Genomic DNA, 24,104 nt, shown 5'->3' on the forward strand with positions numbered 1-24,104 from the left:
GGTAAAAGGCGGTGAGAGACTATGGCGTCCATGCGTGATATAAAGCGGCGCAAAAGCAGTATTTCCAGCACACAGCAGATTACAAAGGCCATGAAGCTTGTTTCTACCGTAAAACTGCAGAAAGCGAAGGGACATGCAGAACAGGCAAATCCGTATTTTAATTATATGTATCAGACCGTAACTTCCATGCTGGCAAAGAGCGGTTCCATCAATCATCCTTACCTTACCGGTAAAGATTCCGGGCAGAAGGCAGTGATTGTAATTACCTCGAACCGTGGACTGGCAGGAGGCTATAATGCGAATGTCGTAAAGCTGATTACAGAGAGTGACCTTCCAAAGGACAGGCTTTCCATTTATGCAGTTGGTAATAAGGGAAGAGAGTCCTTAGAACATAAGGGATATTCCATTGTAAAGGAACTTCCGGAGCTGATAGAGACACCGGCTTATGATGAGGCGTCCGCATTGGCAAGGGAAGTGCTGGCAGCCTATGAAAAAGGTGAAGTTGGTGAAATTTACCTTGCTTATACACATTTTAAGAATACGGTGGTACATGAGCCGAAATTAATCAAGCTTCTTCCGGTGGATATCGAAGATATGCCGAAGCAGGAAGAAGATAATGTGCTGATGAATTATGAACCAAACCAGGAGGAGGCGCTTAATTTAATCATACCAAAGTATGTAACGAGCCTTCTTTATGGAGCACTGGTAGAAGCAGTAGCCAGTGAAAATGGTGCAAGAATGCAGGCAATGGATTCTGCAACCAGCAATGCAGAGGATATGATCAGTGACCTGTCACTGAAGTATAATCGTGCCCGTCAGGGTTCCATTACACAGGAACTGACAGAGATTATAGCCGGAGCATCGGCAATTTCTTAATCATATCCATAAGAATAGAGAATAAGGAGTGATAGAAAAAGATGGCAGAAACAAATATTGGAAAAATCACTCAGATAATAGGTGCTGTATTGGATATTAAATTTACCGAAGGAAAGCTTCCGGCAATCAATGAAGCAATCCGTATTACCAGAAAAGATGGTGAAGTTCTGGTAGTAGAGGTATCGCAGCATTTAGGAGATGATGTCGTACGTTGTATTGCCATGGGACCAACCGACGGATTAATCCGTGGCATGGATGCAGAGGCAACCGGTGCACCGATTTCCGTACCGGTAGGTGAGCATACCTTAGGCAGAATGTTTAACGTATTAGGCGAACCAATTGACAATGAGGCTCCACCACAGGATGTGGAATATATGCCGATTCACCGGAAAGCACCAAGCTTTGATGAACAGGCAACTTCTACAGAAATGTTAGAGACAGGAATCAAGGTGGTTGACCTTCTCTGCCCTTACCAGAAGGGTGGAAAAATCGGACTTTTCGGTGGTGCAGGAGTAGGAAAAACCGTATTGATTCAGGAGCTGATTCATAATATCGCAACCGAGCATGGTGGATATTCCGTATTTACCGGTGTAGGTGAGCGTACCCGTGAGGGAAATGACCTTTATTATGAAATGAAGGAATCCGGAGTTATTGATAAGACCACCATGGTATTCGGTCAGATGAACGAGCCGCCTGGAGCACGTATGCGTGTAGGTCTTACCGGACTTACCATGGCGGAGTATTTCCGTGATAAAGGTGGAAAGGATGTACTGTTATTCATTGATAACATTTTCCGTTTCACACAGGCAGGTTCTGAGGTGTCCGCACTGTTAGGACGTATGCCTTCCGCAGTAGGATACCAGCCGACCTTACAGACTGAGATGGGTGCATTGCAGGAGCGTATCACTTCTACCAAGAATGGTTCCATTACATCCGTTCAGGCAGTCTATGTACCGGCGGATGACCTTACTGATCCGGCTCCGGCAACCACATTTGCCCATCTGGATGCCACTACTGTACTGGATCGTTCTATCGTAGAGCTTGGTATTTATCCGGCAGTAGACCCACTTGGTTCTACATCCAGAATCCTTGACCCTCGTGTTGTAGGGCAGGAGCATTTTGAAGTAGCCCGTGGAGTACAGGAGATTCTTCAGAAATATAAAGAATTACAGGATATTATCGCAATCCTTGGTATGGATGAGCTGTCAGAAGAGGACAAGCTGGTAGTAAGCCGTGCAAGAAAAGTACAGCGTTTCTTGTCACAGCCATTCTTCGTAGCAACCCAGTTTACCGGTCTTGATGGAAAATATGTACCGGTAGCCGAGACCATCCGCGGCTTCCGTGAAATCTTAGAAGGAAAGCATGATGATGTACCGGAGAGCTATTTCCTGAATGCCGGAAGTATTGACGAAGTACGTGCCCGTATGAAGTAAGGGGTGAAGCCATGGCAGACGAGAAGAAAGCATTTGAGGTAGAAATCATTACCCCGGAGCGAATTTTTTATACCGGGGAAGCAACCATGATAGAATTCAATACAACAGAAGGAGAAATCGGTGTCTATCCGGACCATATTCCGCTGACAACGGTGCTTGCTCCCGGTGTTGTGACCATTACCAATGGCGAAGATGTAAAAGAAGCTGCGGTTCATGCAGGCTTTGCAGAGATTTTGGGCGATAAGGTAACACTGCTGGCAGAGATTGCCGAGTGGCCGGATGAAATCGATGAGAAGCGTGCCGAGGCAGCAAAAGAGCGTGCCGAAGCCCGTATTGCAGCTAAGGCTGCAGATACAGATATGCTCCGTGCGGAATTTGCATTGCGTAAGGCGTTGGTGCGAATTGAAGTGAAACATTAAAAACGGTGTATACAAAAGATAAAAAATGATGTAAGGAAGGTACCCTCTTTACCGTAGAAAACGGTAGAGGGGGTATTTTTTACTTTACAGGAAATTACTTTCCTGTAAAGTAAAAAACGCTCCGCGAGGATGCGCACTGCGGCGTATAAGGTAGATGTCGCAAGCGACCGCCGCAGGCGCGAGAATGTGCCTCGGCACATTCTTTGTTTCTTTTACAGGAAATTGTTTTCCGGTAGAGTGAAAAAGGGGGATATGTTTTAAGAAAGGTTTCTACATAGTTTATAATAATTTAAGAAAATATTTATACCATACCATAGGGGAAAGCTATATAATGAATTTCATACAGAATGAAAAGGATGAAGAAACAGTTTATGAGTGAAAACAGAATGCCGGAAGAAAAACGTATCCTGCGGGGATTATCAAAGGAAGAAGTAGAAGAACGCTTTATAGAAGGATTTGTAAATAAAACAGACATCAGCACGGAGAAGAGTGCAAAGGAAATCGTAAAGTCCAATGTATTTACATACTTTAACTTTATTTTCTTAGTCATTACGATTCTGCTTTGTGTGGTCGGTTCTTTCCGGAACCTGACTTTCCTGCCAATCATCATCGGAAATACGCTGATTGGAATTATTCAGGAATTGCGGGCGAAGAAAGTCTTAGATAAGATGAGCCTTCTGAATGCACCCCATGCCATTGTTATCCGGGATGGAGAGCAGAAGAAAATTTTATCGGAGCAGCTGGTGAAGGATGATGTCATTTTATTGACTGCAGGAACCCAGATTTGTGCAGACGCCGTTGTTCTGGAAGGTACGATTCAGGTAAATGAATCATTGCTGACCGGAGAAGCCGATGAAATTGAGAAAACACCGGGAAGCAGGCTGATGTCCGGAAGCTTTGTGGTATCCGGAGAATGTTATGCGAGACTGGAGAAGGTAGGAAAGCATTCTTATATTTCCAGGCTGACTGCAGAAGCAAAAGCGATGGGAAATGAAGAACAGTCCGAGATGATTCGCTCTATTAACCAGTTGGTAAAATGGATTGGTATTGTGATTATTCCGATTGGAATCATTTTATTCTGGCAGGGCTATATCGTAAATGGAGAGACTTTCCAGAAGAGCATCGTTTCCATGGTGGCAGCAATTATCGGAATGATACCGGAGGGATTATATCTTCTGACGACCATTGCCCTGGCACTTGGAACCATGCGTCTGGCAAAGCGGCATGTACTGCTCCATGACATGAAGAGTATCGAAGCACTGGCAAGAGTTGATGTGCTCTGTGTCGATAAAACCGGAACCATAACGGAAGCCGGTATGGAAGTGGCAAAAATTGTTCCAGCGAAGGATGCGGAAAATACGTTTCTTCAGTCTCTGCTTCGGGATTATGCGTCAGCAGTGCCGGATAATAATGCTACTATGGAAGCAATTCGTGATTATCTGGAGCGGAAGGGCAAAGATAAGGATAGAGATAGTGATACCGATAACGACAGCAATAAAGATAAAACAGCGGAAGTACAGACCTTTATGGCTGCCCGGCGGAAAGCACTGGAGGTTATGCCGTTTACTTCTGCAACAAAATACAGTGGCGTTGTATTTGAGGATGGAAAATATCTTCTGGGTGCGCCAGAATTTGTCATGGGAAATGCCTTTGAAGAAATTGCAGATGAGATTAGGGAATATACGAAAAAAGGTTATCGTGTGCTTTTGCTGGCAAAATATCCGGGAAGTGATATCAAGGGAACCCTGACCGAAAAACCGGAGCCGCTGGGTTATGTGATTCTTTCCAATCCAATTCGTGAAAATGCGAAGAAGACCTTTGGTTATTTTAAGACCCAGGGTGTAGCAGTGAAAGTAATTTCCGGTGATAACCCGGAGACCGTATCCGAAGTGGCACGATGTGCCGGAATCGAGCATGCGGAGAAATATGTGGATGCAGGCACACTGGATACCGATGAGAAAATTTATGATGCGGCAGACCGCTATACCGTATTTGGACGGGTAACTCCGAAACAGAAGCAGAAGCTGGTACATGCATTGCAGGATGCGGGACATACCGTAGCAATGACTGGCGATGGAGTTAACGATATTCTGGCAATGAAGGATGCGGATTGCAGCGTGGCAATGGCGTCCGGAAGTGAAGCAGCAGCGCAGGCGGCACAGGTAGTTCTTTTAGATTCCGATTTTGCCCATATGCCGGATGTGGTATCAGAAGGACGGCAGGTAGTAAACAATGTGCAGCGTTCTGCCAGCCTGTTTCTGGTAAAAAATATATTCTCACTGTTAATGGCAATCTTTGCAGTGGTATCGACAATTACTTATCCGTTAGAGCCGGCACAGATTTCCCTCATCAGTATGTTTACCATTGGGGCACCGGGATTCTTACTGGCATTGGAGCCAAACCGCAACCGTATTGAAGGACGGTTTTTACGGAAAGTATTATTAAAAGCATTTCCGGCAGGACTGACTGATGTATTAATCGTTGGTTCGCTGGTAGTCTGCGGAGAAGTATTTTCTATACCTGCCTCCGATGTGGCAACTGCATCCACCATGCTTTTATGTGTTGTAGGATTTATGATTCTGATTAAAATCAGCCATCCGATGAATAAGTTTAAATATGGAATTTTAATTTTTAATATCGCCGGGCTGCTTTTCTGCGGCATCTGCTTAAACCAGTTATTTGCCATGAGCCAGATGTCTAAGATTAGTATTCTTCTGATGATTGTATTTGCTTTTGCTGCAGAGTCACTGTTCCGTTACCTGACAATCGGGGTGGAAGGAATTGCAAAATTCATCAGTTCACGGGCACATCGCGGTGCTCCACAGAAGTAGAGAATACAATTAGTGTTTTGGTTCGCCCGAAATGCTGCAGTTCGTTGATGAAGTGGTCAAGCTGGATGGTAGTCTGAAACATGACTTCCACCAGCATGGCATAATCACCGGTGACACAATTACATTCAATCACATTGGGAATTCTATCGATGAAAGGGTAGAATTCCTTTTTTTGTGCCGGTTCCACCTCAAGATTAATGAAAGCCTTAATGTGATAGCCAAAGAGCATGGGATTTACAGTGGCATGATAGCCGGTTAAAATCCCTCGTTTTTCCAACCGCTCAATCCGGGCAGAAACCGCCGGGGAAGATAAAAAGACTTCCTTTGCAATATCCTTGACCGGAGTGCGGGCATTTTCCTGTAAGATCCGGATGATGCTTTTGTCAATGTTGTCTAATTCCTTTTCCATAGAGGCTCCTTTCGTTTCCTGAAAAATACAGTTGATGTAAAAAATGAATTTATCTGCAAATATAATGCTGAAAAATGACAAATGAAATGGCATCTGAAATAGCAGGTAAAGTAATATATAAAATTTTGTAGCCGGTGAATATCAAATGGCAGGCAGCTGCAGGAGAATATTTTGCTGTATACACTGTCTGGATTTTACACATACAAGTATGTTGGCTTATTTTCAAGTATTATATCATACCTCTATTTTGTTGAAAAGACAGACACTTAAGAAAATAAAGAAAACAACAAACAATATTAAAATAATTAATCAAAACTACACTAAAAACAAATATAAAGCACGTTTTGACTTAAAACTATTTACCTTCTGGTCAAAGAGTGCTAGTCTTTGACAGAACCAAAAAACAAAAAATAAAAATTGAAAACAAACCCTTGTGACAATGGCGTCAGGACAGGATAAGACTGTCTTGACGCTATTTGCGTTACTAAGTAGGGTTAAAAAAATAAGAAAGAGAGAGGGAAACATCATGACAGAAGAAATGCGTATGGAATCCGATTTAATTGGAACAATGGAAGTGCCAAAGGAGGCTTATTATGGCGTACAGGCTTTGCGGGCAAAACAGAATTTTCCGATTACAGGACAGAGTCTGCATCCTGTATTTATCCGCAACCTTGCAAAAGTAAAGAAGGCAGCGGCACAGAGTAATCGGAATGCGCTGGCTCTTCCGGCAGATAAGGCAGAAGCAATTATAAGAGCCTGTGATGAAGTGATTCGTGGATGTTTTACCGATGAATTTATTGTAGATGCTATTCAGGGTGGCGCCGGAACCAGTGCCAATATGAACATGAACGAGGTGCTGGCAAACCGTGCCAATGAATGGATGGGAGGAAGAAAAGGTGATTATAGCCGGATTCATCCGAATGACCATGTGAATATGTCCCAGTCCACCAATGATGTGATTCCAACAGCCGGAAAACTTACGGTGCTGGAACTGTTAAAACCGTTGCTGGCAGAACTGGATGGACTGGAGAGGGAGCTTCGGATTAAAGCAGCAGAATTTGATGGAATCTTAAAAATGGGAAGAACGCAGCTTCAGGATGCAGTGCCGATGCGCCTCGGACAGACCTTTCATGCCTATGCAACCATGGTAAAACGTGATTATGAGCGGCTGAAAGAAGTAAGATGTGAAATGTTTACTGTAAATCTGGGGGGAACCGCAATTGGAACTGCCATCAATGTTTCTCCGGCATATTTATCTAACGTGGTGCCGGCACTGGCAAAGATAACCGGTTATCCGCTGAAACAGGCAGAGGATTTATTTGATGCTACAGAGAATCTGGATGGATTCGTGATGGTATCCGGTGCACTGAAAGCATGCGCCGTAGACCTTTCAAAAATGTGTAATGATTTAAGACTGTTATCCTCCGGACCAAGAACCGGGTTTGGTGAAATTAACCTTCCGGCAAGACAGAATGGTTCTTCTATTATGCCGGGCAAAGTAAATCCGGTTATTCCGGAAGTGGTAAGCCAGGTAGCGTTCCATGTCATTGGAAATGACACAGCAATTACCATGGCGGCAGAGGCAGGACAGATGGAACTGAATGCTTTTGAGCCGGTGGTATTTTACAGCCTTTTTGATTCCATCGATACTTTAAAAGAAGCGGTTGAGACACTGACAAAGAATTGTATACATGGAATCACAGCCAATGAGGCACACTGCCGCAGTCTGGTAGACAAGAGTGTTGGTATTTCCACAGCACTTTGCCCGTATCTTGGATATAAGGAATCTGCCGACATCGCAAAGACAGCACTCCGGGAGAACAAGAGTGTAAGAGAAATCGTTCTGGAACGGAAATTGATGAGCGAGGCAGATTTAGAGCATGTGCTGAATCCGGAAATGATGACAGAAGTACATTTTGAACAGAGAAAAGCAATGTAGCCAATATAAAAATAACAGAAGCAGCGTCACGATTGAGGAAAAGCGAAAGTTTTATCCTACGAAACCGGATGCTGCTTTTTTTCTGGTGAAATATAGAAGAAAAAATTTCATGCCTGCATGCAGATTTAATGAGTGCTGCAATAATTTTAAGAACGCACAAAGATACAAAACAGTCTGCATTTTATTGAAAAAAGCGGCGGATTATATTATGATATGAAGTATAAAAAGTGTGTAAATAATAAGTAAAAACAAGTAGGAGAAAAACATATGGAAGCGTCCAAAGTATACTATACCAGTTTTAAAACCAGCGGTTCAGAAAATTTGTTGCAGAAGCTGCGTCGCCTTTGTATTACAGCTGGAATGAAAAATATTGATTTTGAAGATAAATATGCAGCAATTAAGATTCATTTCGGAGAGTTAGGAAATCTTGCATTTCTGCGTCCGAATTATGCCAAAGTAGTGGTGGATCTTGTAAAAGAATGTGGAGGAAAAGCATTTCTTACGGATTGCAATACCCTTTATGTAGGAAGCAGAAAGAATGCACTGGATCATATGGATACAGCATATGAAAACGGATTTACACCATTTTCCACCGGATGCCATGTGATTATCGCAGATGGGCTGAAAGGAACGGACGAAGCATTGGTTCCGGTAGACGGGGAATATGTGAAGGAAGCCAAAATCGGAAGAGCCGTGATGGATGCAGATGTATTTATTTCCCTGACACATTTTAAAGGACATGAGGGGGCCGGATTTGGTGGTGCTTTAAAAAATATCGGAATGGGCTGTGGTTCCCGTGCCGGAAAAATGGAAATGCATTGCTCCGGCAAACCGGCGGTAGACCAGAGCCTGTGTGTAGGCTGTGGAGCCTGTGTAAGAATCTGTGCCCATGATGCACCACATATCACAGATGGCAAGGCAGGTATTGATGAAAATAAATGTGTGGGCTGTGGCAGATGTATCGGCGTATGCCCAAAAGACGCAGTCAATCCAACCAACTGGAATGCATCCAATCTTTTGAATTACCGGATTGCAGAGTATTCCAAGGCAGTCTGCCAGAACCGCCCGTGTTTCCATATTTCGCTGGTATGTGATGTGTCACCGAACTGCGACTGCCATCCAGAAAATGATATTCCTATTATCCCGGATGTAGGAATGTTTGCATCCTTCGATCCGGTAGCACTGGACATGGCATGTGCAGATGCCTGCAATAAGCAGCCGGTAGTACACGGCAGTGTATTGGAAGAACAGATGCAGCATGTTCATGAGAAAGACCATTTTCATATGGTGCATCCGGATACCAACTGGGAATCCTGTGTAGAGCATGCAGAAAAAATCGGACTTGGAACCCGGAACTACGAGTTAGTCCGTATTTAAACGAATTTCGATACGGAAGAGATTTTATGTATTGTTTTCGTTTTCTGGATTTATCCAACGATTTCCAAAAGCAGAACACAGCTGCTTCTAATTCAGACATTTTTATTTTTCTTATAGCGTCCTGTCTTTCCAATGTTTGACAGTATACTTCCGGCGGTTCGTCTGCATACGGATACCATTTATGCAGTCTGTTAGGGACTCTTAGAATTTCGACAGCAACCGGCAACGCTGGCGCAGGGACGTGCCAGCGAGGCGCAACTGAACATGGATGTGAATTTGCGCCGGTTGCCGCAAAATATAGATTGTATATCGAAATTCTTAGAGTCCCTTGCAGACATAATGTTGGTATCCGTAGCAGACGGACAGTCGGAAGTATCCGGTCAAAGCAACCGGAAAGACAAAACGGCAGAAAGCAAAAATGTCTGAAAGAAGCAGGCGTATTCTGCTTAAAAGAAAATCTAATGGATAAAACCAGAAAACAAAATTACAATACCCTAAAAATTTCTTTCGCATCTAAAATAGAAAAAAAGGAGAACAATATGAGGGGACAAAAAATAAGAGCAAAGCTACAAGCACTATTACTGGCAGCATGCATGGGGGTATGCAGTCTGCAGGTAACAACAGCATCCGCAGCAGAAGAAAAGCCGAAGTCGGTGGATATCGTATTTACCCATGATACCCATTCCCATTTGAACAGCTTCCGTACGGTAGTAGATGGAGAAAATGTGGAAGCAGGCGGATTTGCACGAATCAAAACAGTCATTGATGAGAAGAAGGAAGAAAATCCGGATACGCTGGTGGTAGACGGTGGAGATTTTTCCATGGGAACACTGTTCCAGACAGTTTATGAAGAAGAGGCATCTGAGCTTCGGATGTTAGGCTATCTTGGCTATGATGCAACGACCTTTGGAAACCATGAATTTGATTATCGAAGCAAAGGTTTAGCGCAGATGCTTGATACAGCGGCAGACAGCGGCGATACAGTGCCGTCCCTGCTGGTCTGTAACGTTGACTGGTCAGAGATGAATGATGAGAGACAGCTTTTAAAAGATGCCTTTGATCATTATGGTGTAAAGGATTATGAAGTCATCGAAAAGGGCGGTGTAAAAATCGCATTGCTTGGAGTATTCGGCAAGGATTCCCTTTCCTGTGCACCAACCTGCGCGCTTGAGTTTAAAGATCCAATTGAGGCGGTGAAGGAGACTGTGGCAGCCATAAAGGAAAAAGAAGATGTGGATATGATTGTCTGCCTCTCCCACAGTGGAACCAGTGAAGACCCGAAGAAATCCGAGGATGAACTTCTTGCAAAGGCAGTGCCGGAGCTGGATGTTATCATCAGCGGACATACCCATACCACATTGGAAGAGCCGATTATCGAAGGAAATACAGCTATTGTATCTGCCGGAGAATATGGCATTAATGTAGGAAGTATGCACCTTTCCCAGAATTCCGAAGGACGCTGGGAGGTGGAGGATTATAACCTGATTCCGATTCGCCCGGATATTGAGGCAGATGAGGCGACCCAGGAGAAGATAGATGCTTTTGAAGCCAATATTGATGATACTTACCTGAAACAGTTTGGATACACTGCTTCTGAAGTATTGTGTGAGAATGATTATGAATTTGCATCAGTAGATGATTTATATACGAAGCATACGGAACATAATCTGGGAGATATTATGGCGGATGCCTATATTTACGGGGCAACCCATACGAAGGATTATGATGGAGAAGAAATTGATGTGGCAGTCGTTCCAAGCGGAACTGTCCGTGATACCTATGTGCCGGGGGATGTTACGGTAACAGATGTCTTTAACTCCTTCTCCCTTGGAATCGGGGCAGATGGTGTGCCGGGTTACCCGCTGATTAAGGTATACCTGACCGGAAAAGAATTAAAGACGGTAGCAGAGATTGATGCTTCCATTTCCGATTATATGACAACGGCAAGACTTTACTGCTCCGGACTGAATATGACCTATAATCCGAACCGTCTGATATTAAACCGGGTAACAGATGTATATCTGACGAAGAATGATAAGAGAGAAGAAATTGAAGATGACAAATTATACTGCGTCGTAGCTGACCTTTACAGCGGCCAGATGCTTAGTGCAGTAACGGATATGTCATATGGACTGCTTTCCATTGTGCCAAAGAATGCAGATGGAAGTAAAGTAGAAGATTTTGAAGACTGCATTATTTATGATGGTGACCAGGAATTAAAGGCATGGGTATCCATTGCCCGCTATATGGAATCCTTTGAAGAAGGAGAAAATGGTATTGCAGAGATGCCGGAATATTATAACGGACTTCATGACCGCAAGGTGGTAGATGATGATAAGAGCCTTGGCGCAAGACTGAAAAATCCGAATAAATATGCAGCAATGATTGTGGGAGTTGTTCTTGTGGTACTCCTTGTTCTGATTTTCATAATCGTATTGATTGTCAAAGTCATACGCCGCATCTGCAGAAGAAAATTGAAAAAAAGTTAACACATGAGTGGAAGTGTGGTATGCTATAGAACAGATGAAAAAAGTTTGGAGTAGTTAGAGAGTGCGAGATAAGTTTGACTTAAAAGAATTGACAAATGAAATACCTTTGGGAGAGTTCTTAAAATATGATGAGCCGCTTCTGGTATCAAGAACTAATGCGGTAAGTGGAAAATTGCTGCTGGCTTCGGAAATGTCGAGATTTGACACGGTAGGTTATGATTGTGCAGCTGTCTGTATCAATGATATGTATGCCATGGGAGCAAAACCGCTTCTTTTTTATGACAATATTTCCTGTGCCCGTCCCAAGTTTGAATATATCCGGGACATGGAAGAGGGTATGGAAAATGGCTGCCGGCAGGGAAATGTGACTTATGCCGGAAGTGAAATTAAGGAGCTTTCCGATATTTTCTCCTATGACCAGTATGATCTGGTTGGCTTTATTGCCGGAGTTGTAGAGAAAAAGAAGAAAATAGGAATAGCACCGGTGAAAGCTGGAGATGTTATTATTGGACTTCCATCCAATGGACTTCATAATAACGGCTATGTGGCAGCCAGGAAAAAATTATATCTGACGAAGACTTCTATGGAAATCTATTATGAATCATTAGGTTCTACGTTAGGAGATCTGCTTCTGGCACCGACCCGTATGTACCGGGATGCCATGGAAGCATTGCTTCAGAGTGAGATAGAAATTAAATCCTGCGTACAGGTGGCTCATGGAGGTATTGATAAGGCAGTACATACTCTGATGCATAATGCTGCCGGTGCAGTGATAAAGCAGCGGGAAGAAGATATTCCACCACTTTACGATATGCTGCATAAAGATGGTAATATCAGCAAAGAGCAGATGAGAAATATTTTTAATATGGGAATCGGAATGCTGATACTGGTGGCAGAAGAAGATACCGACCGGGTGGTAGAACTGTTAGAAGCAGCGGGAGAAGAACCAGTGGAATTAGGTCTTGCAGAGACAGGCTCGGACATTGTACGCTATATATAGCCAAGGTGAAGGGAGAATATCATGAGTACACAGGACAAACTGGAGAGGGTATTACGGGATATACATGTATTAATATCCAGAAGTGAACTTTATGACAATACAGGTGAGAAGATTATTGTTGAGAAGAAGAAAATGTTTGAATATCTCAATCATCTGAATGCCTGTATTTACGAGATGATGGATGAATATGAAGTGACACAGCAGAGCAGGGACAAGGCAGAACGGGAGGCACGCAAAAAAGGCGATGCCATGATTTTTAAAGCAAGCCGGAATGCTGAAGATGTCTATGCAGCCGCTGTGTTGTATACCGATGATGCCCTTCAGCGGGTACAGCATATTATGCAGGATACAACAGATGCCCTTCAGGATATTCTGAAGAAAGCCCAGGATGATATGAAGACCCAGAAGGTGGTTATCAGGGAGAACCAGTCAGAGCTTAAGAGCCAGCTTCAGGATATGGTAGATACCGAAAAGTATCTGAAATTAATCGAAGAACGTAACCACGAACTGGAAAAGGAACGTGAAAAAGAGAAGAAAGAGCCGAGGGAAGAAAAGAAATCCTCATATCAGGCAATCAAGCCGGAAATCCGGATTAATCCGGAATACTTTAAGAAAGCAGGAATTCCTTTAGAGGATGAAGAACCGGAGGAAGATGCGGCCGAAGGAAAGAAAGAGATTCCGGAAGTTACGGTGGATCTGGATGCAGAGTACTTCAAGTGGAAAGCAAAAGAAAAAGATAACAAAAAGAAATAGAACTACGTAAACCAAATTGCAGGAAGGACTTTAGAGAAGTTCCTCCCTGCAATTTTTTAATTTGTCATATGTGGCAAGAATATCCACATTTCCTTTTTCCAATTGTTTTTTAATAATCTCAATATAGATGACGCCTTTGTTTATTAATTTTTCATCACCGCTGTTGATGCAGGATTCCAGATAAGCAAAGAGTGGATTCTGAGTTTCGCAGTTGGCGGCAAGTTCAGCGAGTACTTCTTTGCTGGTAGATAACTCTACCAGATTAATTGGCTCGGTCTGGATAATAAACCCGCCGGATAATTCCTCCGAATAGAAGGTATCGTCTTCTTTGGCAGTATGAATAAAAGGAAGCAGGCTGGATTTACGCAGGGTGCTGACCTGATGCAGATTGGCAAGTTCTCGTATCATGCGGTAGAGAATGAAACCGGCAGCAATTCCATAGAGAATGAGAAAATACATCTCACTGGTGAGCACCGCAAGCTTCCGGTAACCGATAATGCCAATGACAATCAGGGCAAGCAGGCAGGCACAGGGGCGGAACCACAGGCTGCTGATTAATGCTTTCCGGAAGGAGGATAAATCTTTTTCCTTTAAAGGAATAAAGGTATAATGCTTCTTCATAAACAATCCTTTCAAAAATAATCAATCATAAAACAGATATTTTCACAACAAAATGCTATGAAAGATACGAATTTAATATAGTATAACACAATTTTAAAGGTTTTTTAAGAAAAGTACGCTTTTCCTATTAAGAAAAATCTGATACGCTATAGATAATTATGAGGTAGTTTATGTGTTCGCAGTATGAAGTATTCAAAAATCAGTAAAGATAGAGCATGAGGACAGGAGGACGAAATGAATATACTGGTATGTGATGATGATAAAGAAATTGTAGAAGCAATCGAGATTTACCTGCAACAGGAAGGCTATCATGTCTTGAAAGCATATGACGGAGAACAGGCACTGGATATGCTTAAGAAAAATGAGGTGCATCTTCTGATTATTGATGTTATGATGCCGAAACTGGATGGTATTCGGGCAACTTTAAAGATTCGGGAGGAAAGCAGCATTCCAATTATTATTTTATCAGCAAAATCCGAGGATTCTGATAAAATCTTAGGACTTAACATTGGTGCTGATGATTATGTGACCAAGCCCTTTAACCCGCTGGAACTGGTAGCAAGAGTAAAATCACAGCTTCGCCGTTATACCCAGCTTGGCAATGTCAGCGAAAGCAATGAGACTGTATATCAGGTTGGCGGTCTTATGATTAATGATGATTTGAAAGAAGTCACCGTAGATGGTGAATTAGTGAAGCTTACTCCGATTGAATATAATATTCTTCTGCTTCTGGTAAAGAATCAGGGTAAAGTATTTTCTATTGAACAAATTTATGAAAATATCTGGAATGAAGATGCAATTGGTGCAGATAACACCGTTGCTGTTCATATCCGTCATATCCGTGAAAAGATTGAAATTAATCCGAAAGAGCCAAGATACTTAAAAGTAGTATGGGGCGTTGGATATAAAGTTGAGAAGAATTAACGAAGGAAAGCAAATATGAAGAACAGACACTATGGAAATGTATGGAAAAATACCATTATTCTCCTGCAGTTATTGTTTTCTGTCCTGCTGCTGATGTCCGTCTTTATGGTAGCGGCATTAAACGGAAAGCACATGATAGACATGGATAATCTGACGAATCAGAGCTATGTGGATTCCAGTTACTACAGCTATGTCTATGAGCAGAAGGTAACGGAACTGACTAATTTCTTAATGACCCGGAAAAATTTTGAGACCAACGGGGAATACGATTCGGAGAAACCGGTCAATGTTATCAAATACGCAAGAAGCGGCATTATCCGTAACGACGCAGAAGAAAGCTATACCATGACGCTGGTGCGGAATGGTGCTTCGGCATACTGGACGTATGATGACAGCAGTATCTCCAACACAGAAGAATATGACGGGGAAAATGACAAGGCACAGTTTGAAAATTATACCTTAAGTGATCTGGTGGCATGGTCGAAGGAAGGTTATGTACAGTATTCCGATAAAATCGAGGAAAAATATCTGCCACAGAGCGGTATTTCCATTGCCCAGGGTGTACAGGAGGGCAGGCTTACGGAAGAGGAAGGACAGGAGCTGTATCAGGCACTGGCAAAGACCTTGGATCGTATCGGACAGGAAGAAACTGCCTACCGGAAAGCACTGAATGAATTTGATGATTCTGAGACGAATTTATCTTATGTCTTTATTGAAAATGAGCAGGTTATCTACACAAATATGTTAGAGGATACGGAAGAAGATATTACCTCTTATGTATTCGGAGACAAGGCACATAACCTTTTGGATTACGGAAAAGAAAAGGGAAGCTATCTCTACTGTAATGATAAAGATTTGAAATTCCGCAGCAATGTAAAGGGAATGGAAGATTATTATTACAAATACATTGATGGAACCATGTCCGGCATAGGAAATAATGCAGTCTTTCTGGTGGCAGTAGATACCACATTCCCAAATGAAGATGGATTTACAAAAGCAAAATCGGAATTTATGACGCTGCATCCCTGGGGCATGATTTCGATTGTAACCATTGTGGTAAGTCTTTTGGGCTGGATTGTAACACTGGTTTATCTGACTCTTGCAGCAGGACGTAATCATAAGGATGATAAGATTCATTTAAACTGGATTGACCATATTAAGACAGAATTTTTCTTTTTGATATTTATTGTATTTTCTGTACTGATATTGGTTTTAAGTTTTTCTGCGGCATCCTATGAGTGGGATATTCCGGGAATGCTTGTGGTAGTAGGCGTGATTTCCTTTATCTATGACGGCGTGTTCCAGATTTTCTATACCAGTGTTATCCGGCGGATGAAAGCCGGCGTGTTCTGGGAATACAGCTTTACCAACTGGGTATATGTCAGCACTTTGCGAGTACTTGGAACATGGAAAGCATCGGTGCGTGTCATTGTTACCTTTGTATTTAATGCGTTGTTATTTTTGTTTTTGGCGTATCAGTTCTTTACGAGAAGACATTTGTTAGGTGGAATTCTTCTGGCACTTCAGATTATTGTTATCGGTGTAATCTATCTCCGGGATGTAGTACAGAAACAGGAAATCATGAAGGGAATCAGACAGATTACGGAAGGAGATTTATCCTATAAGATTTCGTTAGAGCATCTTCACAGCGACAGCAGAAAGCTGGCAGAGGCAGTAAACAGCATTGGAGACAGCCTGCATCTTGTGGTGGAAGAGAATACCAAAAACGAGCGTATGAAGGCAGACTTAATCACCAATGTATCCCATGATATCAAGACACCGCTGACTTCTATTTTGAATTATGTAAACCTTATGAAAATGGAGAAGCCGGAAAGTGAGCGGATGCAGAATTATCTGAATGTACTGGAAGAAAAATCCCAGCGGTTAAGGCAGCTTACAGAAGATCTGGTAGAGGCATCGCGAATCAGCTCCGGAAATATTACACTTCAGATGACAAGAATTAATTTTGTGGAACTGATTTACCAGACTGCAGGTGAATTTAATGAGAAATTCGAAGCCAAGGATTTGACCACGATTACAAAGCTGCCGAAGGAATCCGTTGTCATTATGGCAGACGGCAGACGAATCTGGCGTGTGGTAGAAAACCTTTATAACAATGTGGCAAAATATGCCATGGCACATACCAGAGTCTATGTGACCATGGAGACATCGGAGCAGAAGGTAATCTTCTCTATTAAAAATATTTCCGAGCAGCCACTGCATGGAAGTGCGGCAGAGCTGACAGAGCGTTTTGCAAGAGGAGATGAATCCAGAACCACGGAAGGAAGCGGACTGGGACTTTCCATTGCCCAGAATCTTACCACGATTATGGGCGGAACCTTTGAAGTAACTCTGGACGGTGATTTATTCTCTGTTACCATTACCTTTCCGCTGGCATAATAAGGAACCTTGCAAACCATGGGGAATCCTTGAAAAGGGTTGATTTTTAACAGACGTTTCTTTATAATAACGAATTAGAAAAAGAGTATCGGCGGTGGCTTTTTCCCCGCCGATTTCTTCCTATATAGGAAGAGGTATAAAATAGTAATCAGTTCAGAAAACAGGAGGAAACATTCATGAAGTTACATGAGACAGGGGCATATCTCGTAAACGGATGTACCGTAGTAGAAGACAATAGCGAAGCATCCGCAGCTATTGCATCCATGACAGGCACTGCGGTAAGCAAAGAAGAAGCAGCAAAAAATACCATTGCATACGGTATTTTAAAGGACCACAACACATCTGGCAGCATGGAGAAGCTGAAAATCAAATTTGATAAGCTGACTTCCCATGACATTACATATGTTGGAATTATCCAGACAGCCAGAGCATCCGGACTGGAAAAGTTTCCAATTCCTTATGTACTGACCAACTGTCATAACAGCCTTTGTGCAGTCGGTGGAACCATCAACGAAGATGACCACATGTTTGGACTGACCTGTGCAAAGAAATACGGCGGAATCTATGTACCACCTCATCAGGCAGTTATTCACCAGTTTGCCCGTGAAATGCTTGCAGGCGGCGGAAAAATGATTCTTGGTTCTGATTCCCATACCCGTTACGGAGCACTGGGAACCATGGCAATGGGCGAAGGTGGACCGGAGCTTGTAAAACAGCTTTTAGAGCAGACTTATGATATCAATATGCCGGGCGTTGTAGCCGTATATTTAACCGGAGAACCGGTAAAAGGCGTTGGACCGCAGGATATCGCACTGGCAATCATCGGTGAAGTATTTGCCAATGGCTATGTAAAGAATAAAGTAATGGAATTCGTAGGACCTGGTGTTGCAAACTTAAGCGTAGATTACCGTATCGGCGTAGATGTAATGACCACAGAGACTACCTGTCTTTCCTCTATCTGGGCAACCGATGAGAAAGTGAAAGAATTCTATGATATTCACGGAAGAGTAGAAGAATACAAAGAATTAAATCCGGGACAGGTTGCTTACTATGATGGCATGATTGAAATTGACTTAAGCACCATTCGTCCAATGATTGCAATGCCATTCCACCCAAGCAATACCTATACCATTGAAGAACTGAATGCAAACCTTATGGACATCTTGGATGACTGCGAGAAGAAAGCACAGGTAAGCTTCAATGGAGCAGTAGACTTAAATCTTAAGGATAAAGTCCGCAATGGAAAACTATATGTAGACCAGGGAATCATCGCAGGCTGTGCCGGTGGTGGATTTGAAAATATCTGTGATGCAGCAGACATCTTAGCGGGAAGCAGCATCGGACCGGATGAATTTACCTTAAGCGTATATCCGGCAAGTACCCCGATTTACATGGAACTGGTGAAAAACGGAGCTGTAGCAAAATTAATGGAGACAGGAGCAATCGTTAAGACTGCATTCTGCGGACCATGTTTCGGAGCAGGAGATACACCTGCTAACAATGCATTCTCCATCCGGCATTCTACCAGAAACTTCCCGAACCGTGAAGGCTCCAAGGTACAGAACGGTCAGATTGCATCCGTAGCATTGATGGATGCCCGTTCTATTGCAGCAACCGCAGCAAACAAGGGATATTTAACCGCAGCAACTGATGTGGATGTAAACTTCAGCAAGCCGAAATATTTCTTTGATAAGACCATATATGAGAACCGTGTCTTTGACAGCCATGGTGTAGCAGATCCATCCGTAGAAATCCAGATGGGACCAAACATTAAAGACTGGCCGAAGATGGTAGCATTAACCGATAACCTCATCTTAAAGGTAGTATCCGAGATTCATGATCCGGTAACTACAACCGATGAGTTGATTCCTTCCGGAGAGACATCTTCTTATCGTTCTAATCCGCTGGGACTGGCAGAGTTCACACTTTCCAGAAAAGACCCTGCATACGTTGGACGTGCGAAAGAAGTACAGAAGGCAGAAGCGGCAAGAGAAGCAGGCGAAGAGCCATACGCAGTGCTGCCGGAATTAAAGGCAGCTGTAGATGCAATCCGTACACAGTTCCCGGATATCAACGAAGAGAATACCGGAATCGGAAGTACCATTTTTGCAGTAAAACCAGGCGACGGTTCTGCCCGTGAGCAGGCAGCATCCTGCCAGAAAGTATTAGGCGGCTGGGCAAACATTGCCAACGAATATGCAACCAAGCGTTATCGTTCCAACCTGATTAACTGGGGTATGCTTCCATTTATCATCAAAGAAGGAGAACTGCCATTTGCCAACGGAGACTATCTCTTTGTACCGGAAATCCGCAAAGCAGTAGAAGAGAAAGCTCCGGAAGTAAAAGCGTATGCCGTAAAAGACGGACAGTTAACCGAGTTCTCATTAACCTTGGGTGACCTTACTGACGAGGAGAGAGAGATTATCCGTAAAGGATGCCTCATTAACTATAACCGGAAATAAAATTCCGGAAAAAGAAGGAGAACGGAATGGAAGAAGATAAGAAAAAGAGCGGGAAAACAGAACATGGGATGCGCTGGTACATCAGCCTTGCAGTGCTGGTATTTGTACTGTTCTGCTGCTGCACAATGTTTTTCTTTATGATATACCGGTACAATGGTGTCTCAAAAGGCTGGGACACCATAATGAAGGTATTACAGCCGATTACCTTCGGACTTGTGATTGCATACCTCATTAATCCAATTATGAAATTCTTTGAAAAGCATTTGCTGCATTTCTTAGAACCAAGAGTGCAGAAAGAGAAGAAGTGCAGGAAGATTGCAAGGAGTATTGCAACCGGTGGAGCGGTAGTTGTCTTTGTATTAATTGTAATCCTGTTGTTTGCCATGATGATTCCGCAGTTAATCAGTAGTATTTCTGGAATGGTAAATTTCCTGCCAAAGCAGGTGGATTCATTTATTGACTGGTTCAATGGACTGACAAATTCAGATAATGAAATCATACAGTCCTTAGAAACGAACATGATGGATATGGTAACGTACCTTGAAAACTGGGTAAAGGAGTCTTTCCTGCCAAACATCCAGACCTACATTACATCTATTACCAGTGGTGTAATCAATATGGTTAAGGTGCTGATGAATGCAATCATCGGACTTATCGTATCCGTTTATGTGCTGATGACGAAGGAGAAATTTATCGGTCAGTCCAAAAAGATTGTATATGCCATTTTCAAACCGGTGCGGGGCAATGTAATTATTGACACATTCCGGAAGAGTAATGAAATATTCGGTGGATTTATTTCCGGTAAATTATTGGATTCCGCCATTATCGGTGTATTGTGTTATATCTGTCTTCTGATTATGAAGATGCCATATACCCTGCTGGTTTCCGTATTCGTGGGATTGACCAACATTATTCCGTTTTTTGGCCCTTTTATCGGAGCAATACCGAGTGTTATTATCATCGCACTGGCAGATCCGATTAAGGGAATCTATTTCCTGATATTTATATTTATTTTGCAGCAGGTAGATGGAAATATTATCGGACCGAAGATTTTAGGAGATTCCACCGGACTGAATTCCTTCTGGGTGGTATTTGCCATCATGGTAGGCGGCGGACTCTTTGGAATCGGCGGAATGATTCTTGGTGTTCCGACCTTCGCAGTCATCTATTATATTATCGATAAGACCGTGGATTACTGTCTGCGGAAGCGAAAGCTGCCGGAGGATACGGACGAATATATTCGCCTGGAAAAAGTCGATGAAAAGACCAATGAAATCGTACTTTTGGAGGAACCGGTAGAGGAAGCCTCTGAGAAAAAGGAACTTCATATTCCATCCATAAAGAAAAAAGAGAAAAAGTAAATTCTGGTAAAGAAATAAATAATCCGGAGAATCATAGCAGATAAAATGTTATGATTCTTCGGATTTTTTACTTTACAGGAAATTGCTTTCCTGTAAAGTAAAAAACGCTCCGCAGGGATGCGCACTGCGGCGTATAAGGTAGATGTCGCAAGCGACCGCCGCAGGCGCGAGAATGTGCCAAGGCACATTCTTTTTTTAACATGAAAAAGTCCGTCGTGCCGGTTCGATTATTTTTGACAGAAGGCACCCCTTATGGTACACTTAAAACAATAATTGGGGTCAGTATACCCTGACGAAAAAAGATGAATTTAAGTTTACTTGAAATAGATATTGAGGTGACATATTTTGGATAAATATGAATACAAATTAAAACTAGATGAAATAAAAAATCTGATGGCGAAGAAGCAGTATACAGAAGCTGCTGAAATTGCTGACAGTATCAACTGGCGAAAGGTCCGTAATGTTAACGCACTGATGAAAGCCGGAGATATTTATGCACAGATTGGTCGTTATGATGAAGCAAAAGAGATCCTTCTGATGGCATATGACCGTTCTCCGATCGGACGAATGATTATCTATAAGCTGGCAGAGATTGCCATTAAAACCAAGGAATTTGATGAAGCACAGGAATATTATGATGAGTTTGTAGAGATTGCACCCCATGATAATTTGAAATATATTCTCCGTTATGAGATGAATAAAGCAAAGGGTGCAGGACTGGATGTTTTAATTCAGATTCTCGAAGAATTAAAGGAACAGGAATATACCGAGAAATGGGCATTTGAATTGGCATATTTATATCATCAGGCAGGACGCAGCGAAGAATGTATCAATGCCTGTGATGAACTGATTCTCTGGTTTGGTGATGGTCCATATGTAGAGAAAGCACTGGAATTAAAGATGCTTTATCAGCCATTAAACCGGGCACAGGAGGACAAGTACCGCCAGTTTAAACAGCGTAAGGACGGAATCGTGGAAGTGCGGCCGGAGGATTATCTGGAATCCGGTGAGATTATCAAGGAGCCGGTACAGATTAAACCGGTAACCACCAATGCAGAGAAGTTCAATACGGTAAACCTGCAGGAAGAATTAGCCCGCAGCATGCAGCAGATTATGAATGCCACAGAGAAGGAAGAAGTGGCAGATACCATGCAGGGCATCAAGAAAATTGTAGAAGAGATTCCGTATCTGCAGCTTCCGCAGGATGAAGAAGCACAGAAGGAGCGTTTTGCAGATATCCCAACCGATGAAGAAATCGACGGCTCCCTGAAAATTAATTTCCAGGAGATGTTAGGCGAAGATTATGATGGTCAGATGCGTATGGTAGTCCCGGAGAAGAGTGCATTAGAAGCACAGATTACCGGACAGATGAGCATACAGGATATTTTAGAGGAGTGGGAGAAGACCAAGCGTGCCGCAGAGAAAGCATTACAGGAAGCGGAGCAGCAGAAGTTAGAATCTGCCAAGGCAAAGGCATTAGCAGAAGCCGGAGATATCATGGAGCGTCTTGCAGATGTAATTCCGCAGCTGGATGCAGGACTTACCTCCAAAGAATTATTAGAAAAAGAATACTTAGGCAAGCTGCCGGAGGAAGAAGCCGGACAGCTTGTTGCCAATATGAATGATATTTTGCAGCAGCAGATTGATTCCATCAGTCAGGCAAATGCGAAAATCGATGAATTCCTAGCTGCCGGTGTACCGGGACAGAACGGAGAGGCGGCTGCAGGTGCAGCAGATGCGATGGAAATTCCGGAAGGAGAAGGTATTGCAGCTGCCGATGAAGAAGAGCCGGCTGGCACAGAAGAAATGACAGAACTTTCTCCGGAAGAAGAACTCCCAGAGATTGCACTGCCGGACGATATAGCAGAAGAAGTGGCAGCAACAGAAGCAGAGGAAGTATCCGATGCTGCAGAAGAAGTCTTACCGAAGATACAGTTAGAACCGGAAGCTGAGACAGAGGATGCAAAGCCGGAGGAGAAACTTCCGGAGATTGCAGAGCCGGATTCAGATGAGGATAACATCGGAGAGAGAAAACCGATTACCCATCTTTCCAAGGAGCAGAAAGCTATCTTTACTTATTTTGTTCCGGTATCCGGAATGGAGCCGCAGATTTGTCAGGCAATGGAAGGATCCATTGAACATTTAGAAAAGGGAATCAAAGGTGGCAACATCCTGATTCAGGGAGCAAGAGGAAGCGGTAAGACGGTACTTGCCACCGCACTGGTGAAGGCAATCCAGAATGAAATCGGAAAGCCGGGCAAGCGTGTCGGAAAGATAGATGCCGTTTCATTAAATCAGAAAAATATCCCGGAGCTTTTAAAGAAAGTTGCCGGTGGATGTCTTATTATAGAAAAAATCGGAGGAATCAGCCGGGAAACAGCCGTGAAATTATCACTGGCATTAGAAGCAGATGACACCGGAATCCTTGTAATCGCAGAAGATACCAGAGAGGGAATCACCAAAGCAATGGGAAGAGATGAGTCCTTTGCCAGACGATTTACCGAGAAGATTACGCTTCCGATATTTACCAGTGACGAGCTGGTATCCTTTGCAAAATCGTATGCCCACGAACTGACCTATGAAATAGATGAGATGGCGGTTCTTGCTCTATACAACAGAATTAGTAACATTCAACGCTTAGACAGAGCGACCACGCTGACCGAGGTGAAAGAAATCGTGGACGAAGCAATTGCCAATTCCGAGAAATTCAGCATTAAGAAAGTATTTTTTTCAAAGAAATACAAGGATGATGATTACGTCATTCTCCATGAAAAGGATTTCGAAGAATAGGAAAGAAAGAAACGAGGTGT

The 24,104-nt window shown here is 43.0% G+C and carries 16 protein-coding genes; 14 read left to right on the forward strand and 2 right to left on the reverse strand.

Annotated features, from left to right (window positions below):
* Positions 1-21: 21 nt before the first annotated feature.
* The 4 genes from atpG to OCV43_RS08175 all read left to right on the forward strand — a co-directional run bounded on the left by atpG (position 22) and on the right by OCV43_RS08175 (position 5,559).
* The gene (atpG, locus tag OCV43_RS08160) at positions 22-876 is read left to right on the forward strand and encodes an ATP synthase F1 subunit gamma (RefSeq protein ID WP_227700777.1); all 855 of its coding nucleotides are present in this window, start codon (positions 22-24) and stop codon (positions 874-876) included.
* A gap of 41 nt (positions 877-917) precedes the next feature.
* On the forward strand, positions 918-2,309 hold the full coding sequence (gene atpD / locus OCV43_RS08165; RefSeq protein WP_022242844.1) for a F0F1 ATP synthase subunit beta: 1,392 nt from the start codon (positions 918-920) through the stop codon (positions 2,307-2,309).
* An 11-nt stretch (positions 2,310-2,320) separates the two neighbouring features.
* Positions 2,321-2,728 carry an ATP synthase F1 subunit epsilon gene (gene atpC / locus OCV43_RS08170; RefSeq protein ID WP_022242845.1) on the forward strand — a complete coding sequence of 136 codons (408 nt, stop codon included), beginning with the start codon at positions 2,321-2,323 and terminating at the stop codon, positions 2,726-2,728.
* A 356-nt stretch (positions 2,729-3,084) separates the two neighbouring features.
* Complete coding sequence (locus tag OCV43_RS08175) at positions 3,085-5,559, forward strand: cation-translocating P-type ATPase (RefSeq protein WP_262623817.1); 2,475 nt, start codon at positions 3,085-3,087, stop codon at positions 5,557-5,559.
* Here OCV43_RS08175 and OCV43_RS08180 read toward each other — a convergent pair.
* Positions 5,522-5,968, reverse strand: a complete 447-nt coding sequence (locus OCV43_RS08180; RefSeq protein WP_022242847.1) for an Lrp/AsnC family transcriptional regulator — start codon at positions 5,966-5,968, stop codon at positions 5,522-5,524. The two genes, OCV43_RS08175 and OCV43_RS08180, sit on opposite strands and share 38 nt — an antisense overlap.
* 526 nt (positions 5,969-6,494) lie before the next feature.
* Here OCV43_RS08180 and OCV43_RS08185 point away from each other — a divergent pair.
* The 5 genes from OCV43_RS08185 to OCV43_RS08205 all read left to right on the forward strand — a co-directional run bounded on the left by OCV43_RS08185 (position 6,495) and on the right by OCV43_RS08205 (position 13,526).
* Positions 6,495-7,907 carry an aspartate ammonia-lyase gene (locus tag OCV43_RS08185; RefSeq protein ID WP_262623818.1) on the forward strand — a complete coding sequence of 471 codons (1,413 nt, stop codon included), beginning with the start codon at positions 6,495-6,497 and terminating at the stop codon, positions 7,905-7,907.
* Positions 7,908-8,174: 267 nt separating this feature from the next.
* Positions 8,175-9,284 (forward strand): DUF362 domain-containing protein, encoded by a 1,110-nt coding sequence (locus tag OCV43_RS08190; RefSeq protein ID WP_262623819.1) that lies wholly within the window; start codon positions 8,175-8,177, stop codon positions 9,282-9,284.
* A 539-nt stretch (positions 9,285-9,823) separates the two neighbouring features.
* Positions 9,824-11,773, forward strand: a complete 1,950-nt coding sequence (locus OCV43_RS08195) for a bifunctional metallophosphatase/5'-nucleotidase (RefSeq protein ID WP_331494984.1) — start codon at positions 9,824-9,826, stop codon at positions 11,771-11,773.
* 61 nt (positions 11,774-11,834) lie between these two features.
* A complete protein-coding gene (purM, locus tag OCV43_RS08200; protein WP_262623820.1) occupies positions 11,835-12,773 on the forward strand; it encodes a phosphoribosylformylglycinamidine cyclo-ligase in 939 nt (312 codons plus the stop codon).
* Positions 12,774-12,794: 21 nt separating this feature from the next.
* Complete coding sequence (locus OCV43_RS08205) at positions 12,795-13,526, forward strand: hypothetical protein (RefSeq protein WP_117698888.1); 732 nt, start codon at positions 12,795-12,797, stop codon at positions 13,524-13,526.
* A 30-nt stretch (positions 13,527-13,556) separates the two neighbouring features.
* Here the strand turns inward: OCV43_RS08205 and OCV43_RS08210 are convergent, their stop codons facing one another.
* Positions 13,557-14,147 (reverse strand): hypothetical protein, encoded by a 591-nt coding sequence (locus OCV43_RS08210; protein ID WP_022242853.1) that lies wholly within the window; start codon positions 14,145-14,147, stop codon positions 13,557-13,559.
* A 234-nt stretch (positions 14,148-14,381) separates the two neighbouring features.
* On the opposite strand from OCV43_RS08210, the gene OCV43_RS08215 reads away from it, so the two are divergent.
* The 5 genes from OCV43_RS08215 (at position 14,382) to OCV43_RS08235 (ending at position 24,084) form a co-directional block, all read left to right on the forward strand.
* A complete protein-coding gene (locus tag OCV43_RS08215; protein WP_022242854.1) occupies positions 14,382-15,071 on the forward strand; it encodes a response regulator transcription factor in 690 nt (229 codons plus the stop codon).
* Between the two features lie 15 nt (positions 15,072-15,086).
* Positions 15,087-17,471 carry a sensor histidine kinase gene (locus OCV43_RS08220; RefSeq protein WP_262623821.1) on the forward strand — a complete coding sequence of 795 codons (2,385 nt, stop codon included), beginning with the start codon at positions 15,087-15,089 and terminating at the stop codon, positions 17,469-17,471.
* Between the two features lie 176 nt (positions 17,472-17,647).
* Positions 17,648-19,933: a hydratase gene (locus OCV43_RS08225; RefSeq protein WP_022242856.1), complete on the forward strand. Its 2,286-nt coding sequence runs from the start codon at positions 17,648-17,650 to the stop codon at positions 19,931-19,933.
* A 26-nt stretch (positions 19,934-19,959) separates the two neighbouring features.
* Positions 19,960-21,294: an AI-2E family transporter gene (locus OCV43_RS08230; protein ID WP_262623822.1), complete on the forward strand. Its 1,335-nt coding sequence runs from the start codon at positions 19,960-19,962 to the stop codon at positions 21,292-21,294.
* Between the two features lie 345 nt (positions 21,295-21,639).
* Positions 21,640-24,084: a tetratricopeptide repeat protein gene (locus tag OCV43_RS08235; protein ID WP_022242858.1), complete on the forward strand. Its 2,445-nt coding sequence runs from the start codon at positions 21,640-21,642 to the stop codon at positions 24,082-24,084.
* The last annotated feature ends 20 nt before the right edge of the window (positions 24,085-24,104 follow it).

The sequence above is a fragment of the Roseburia amylophila genome (assembly GCF_025567465.1).
Lineage (GTDB): Bacteria > Bacillota > Clostridia > Lachnospirales > Lachnospiraceae > Roseburia_C > Roseburia_C amylophila.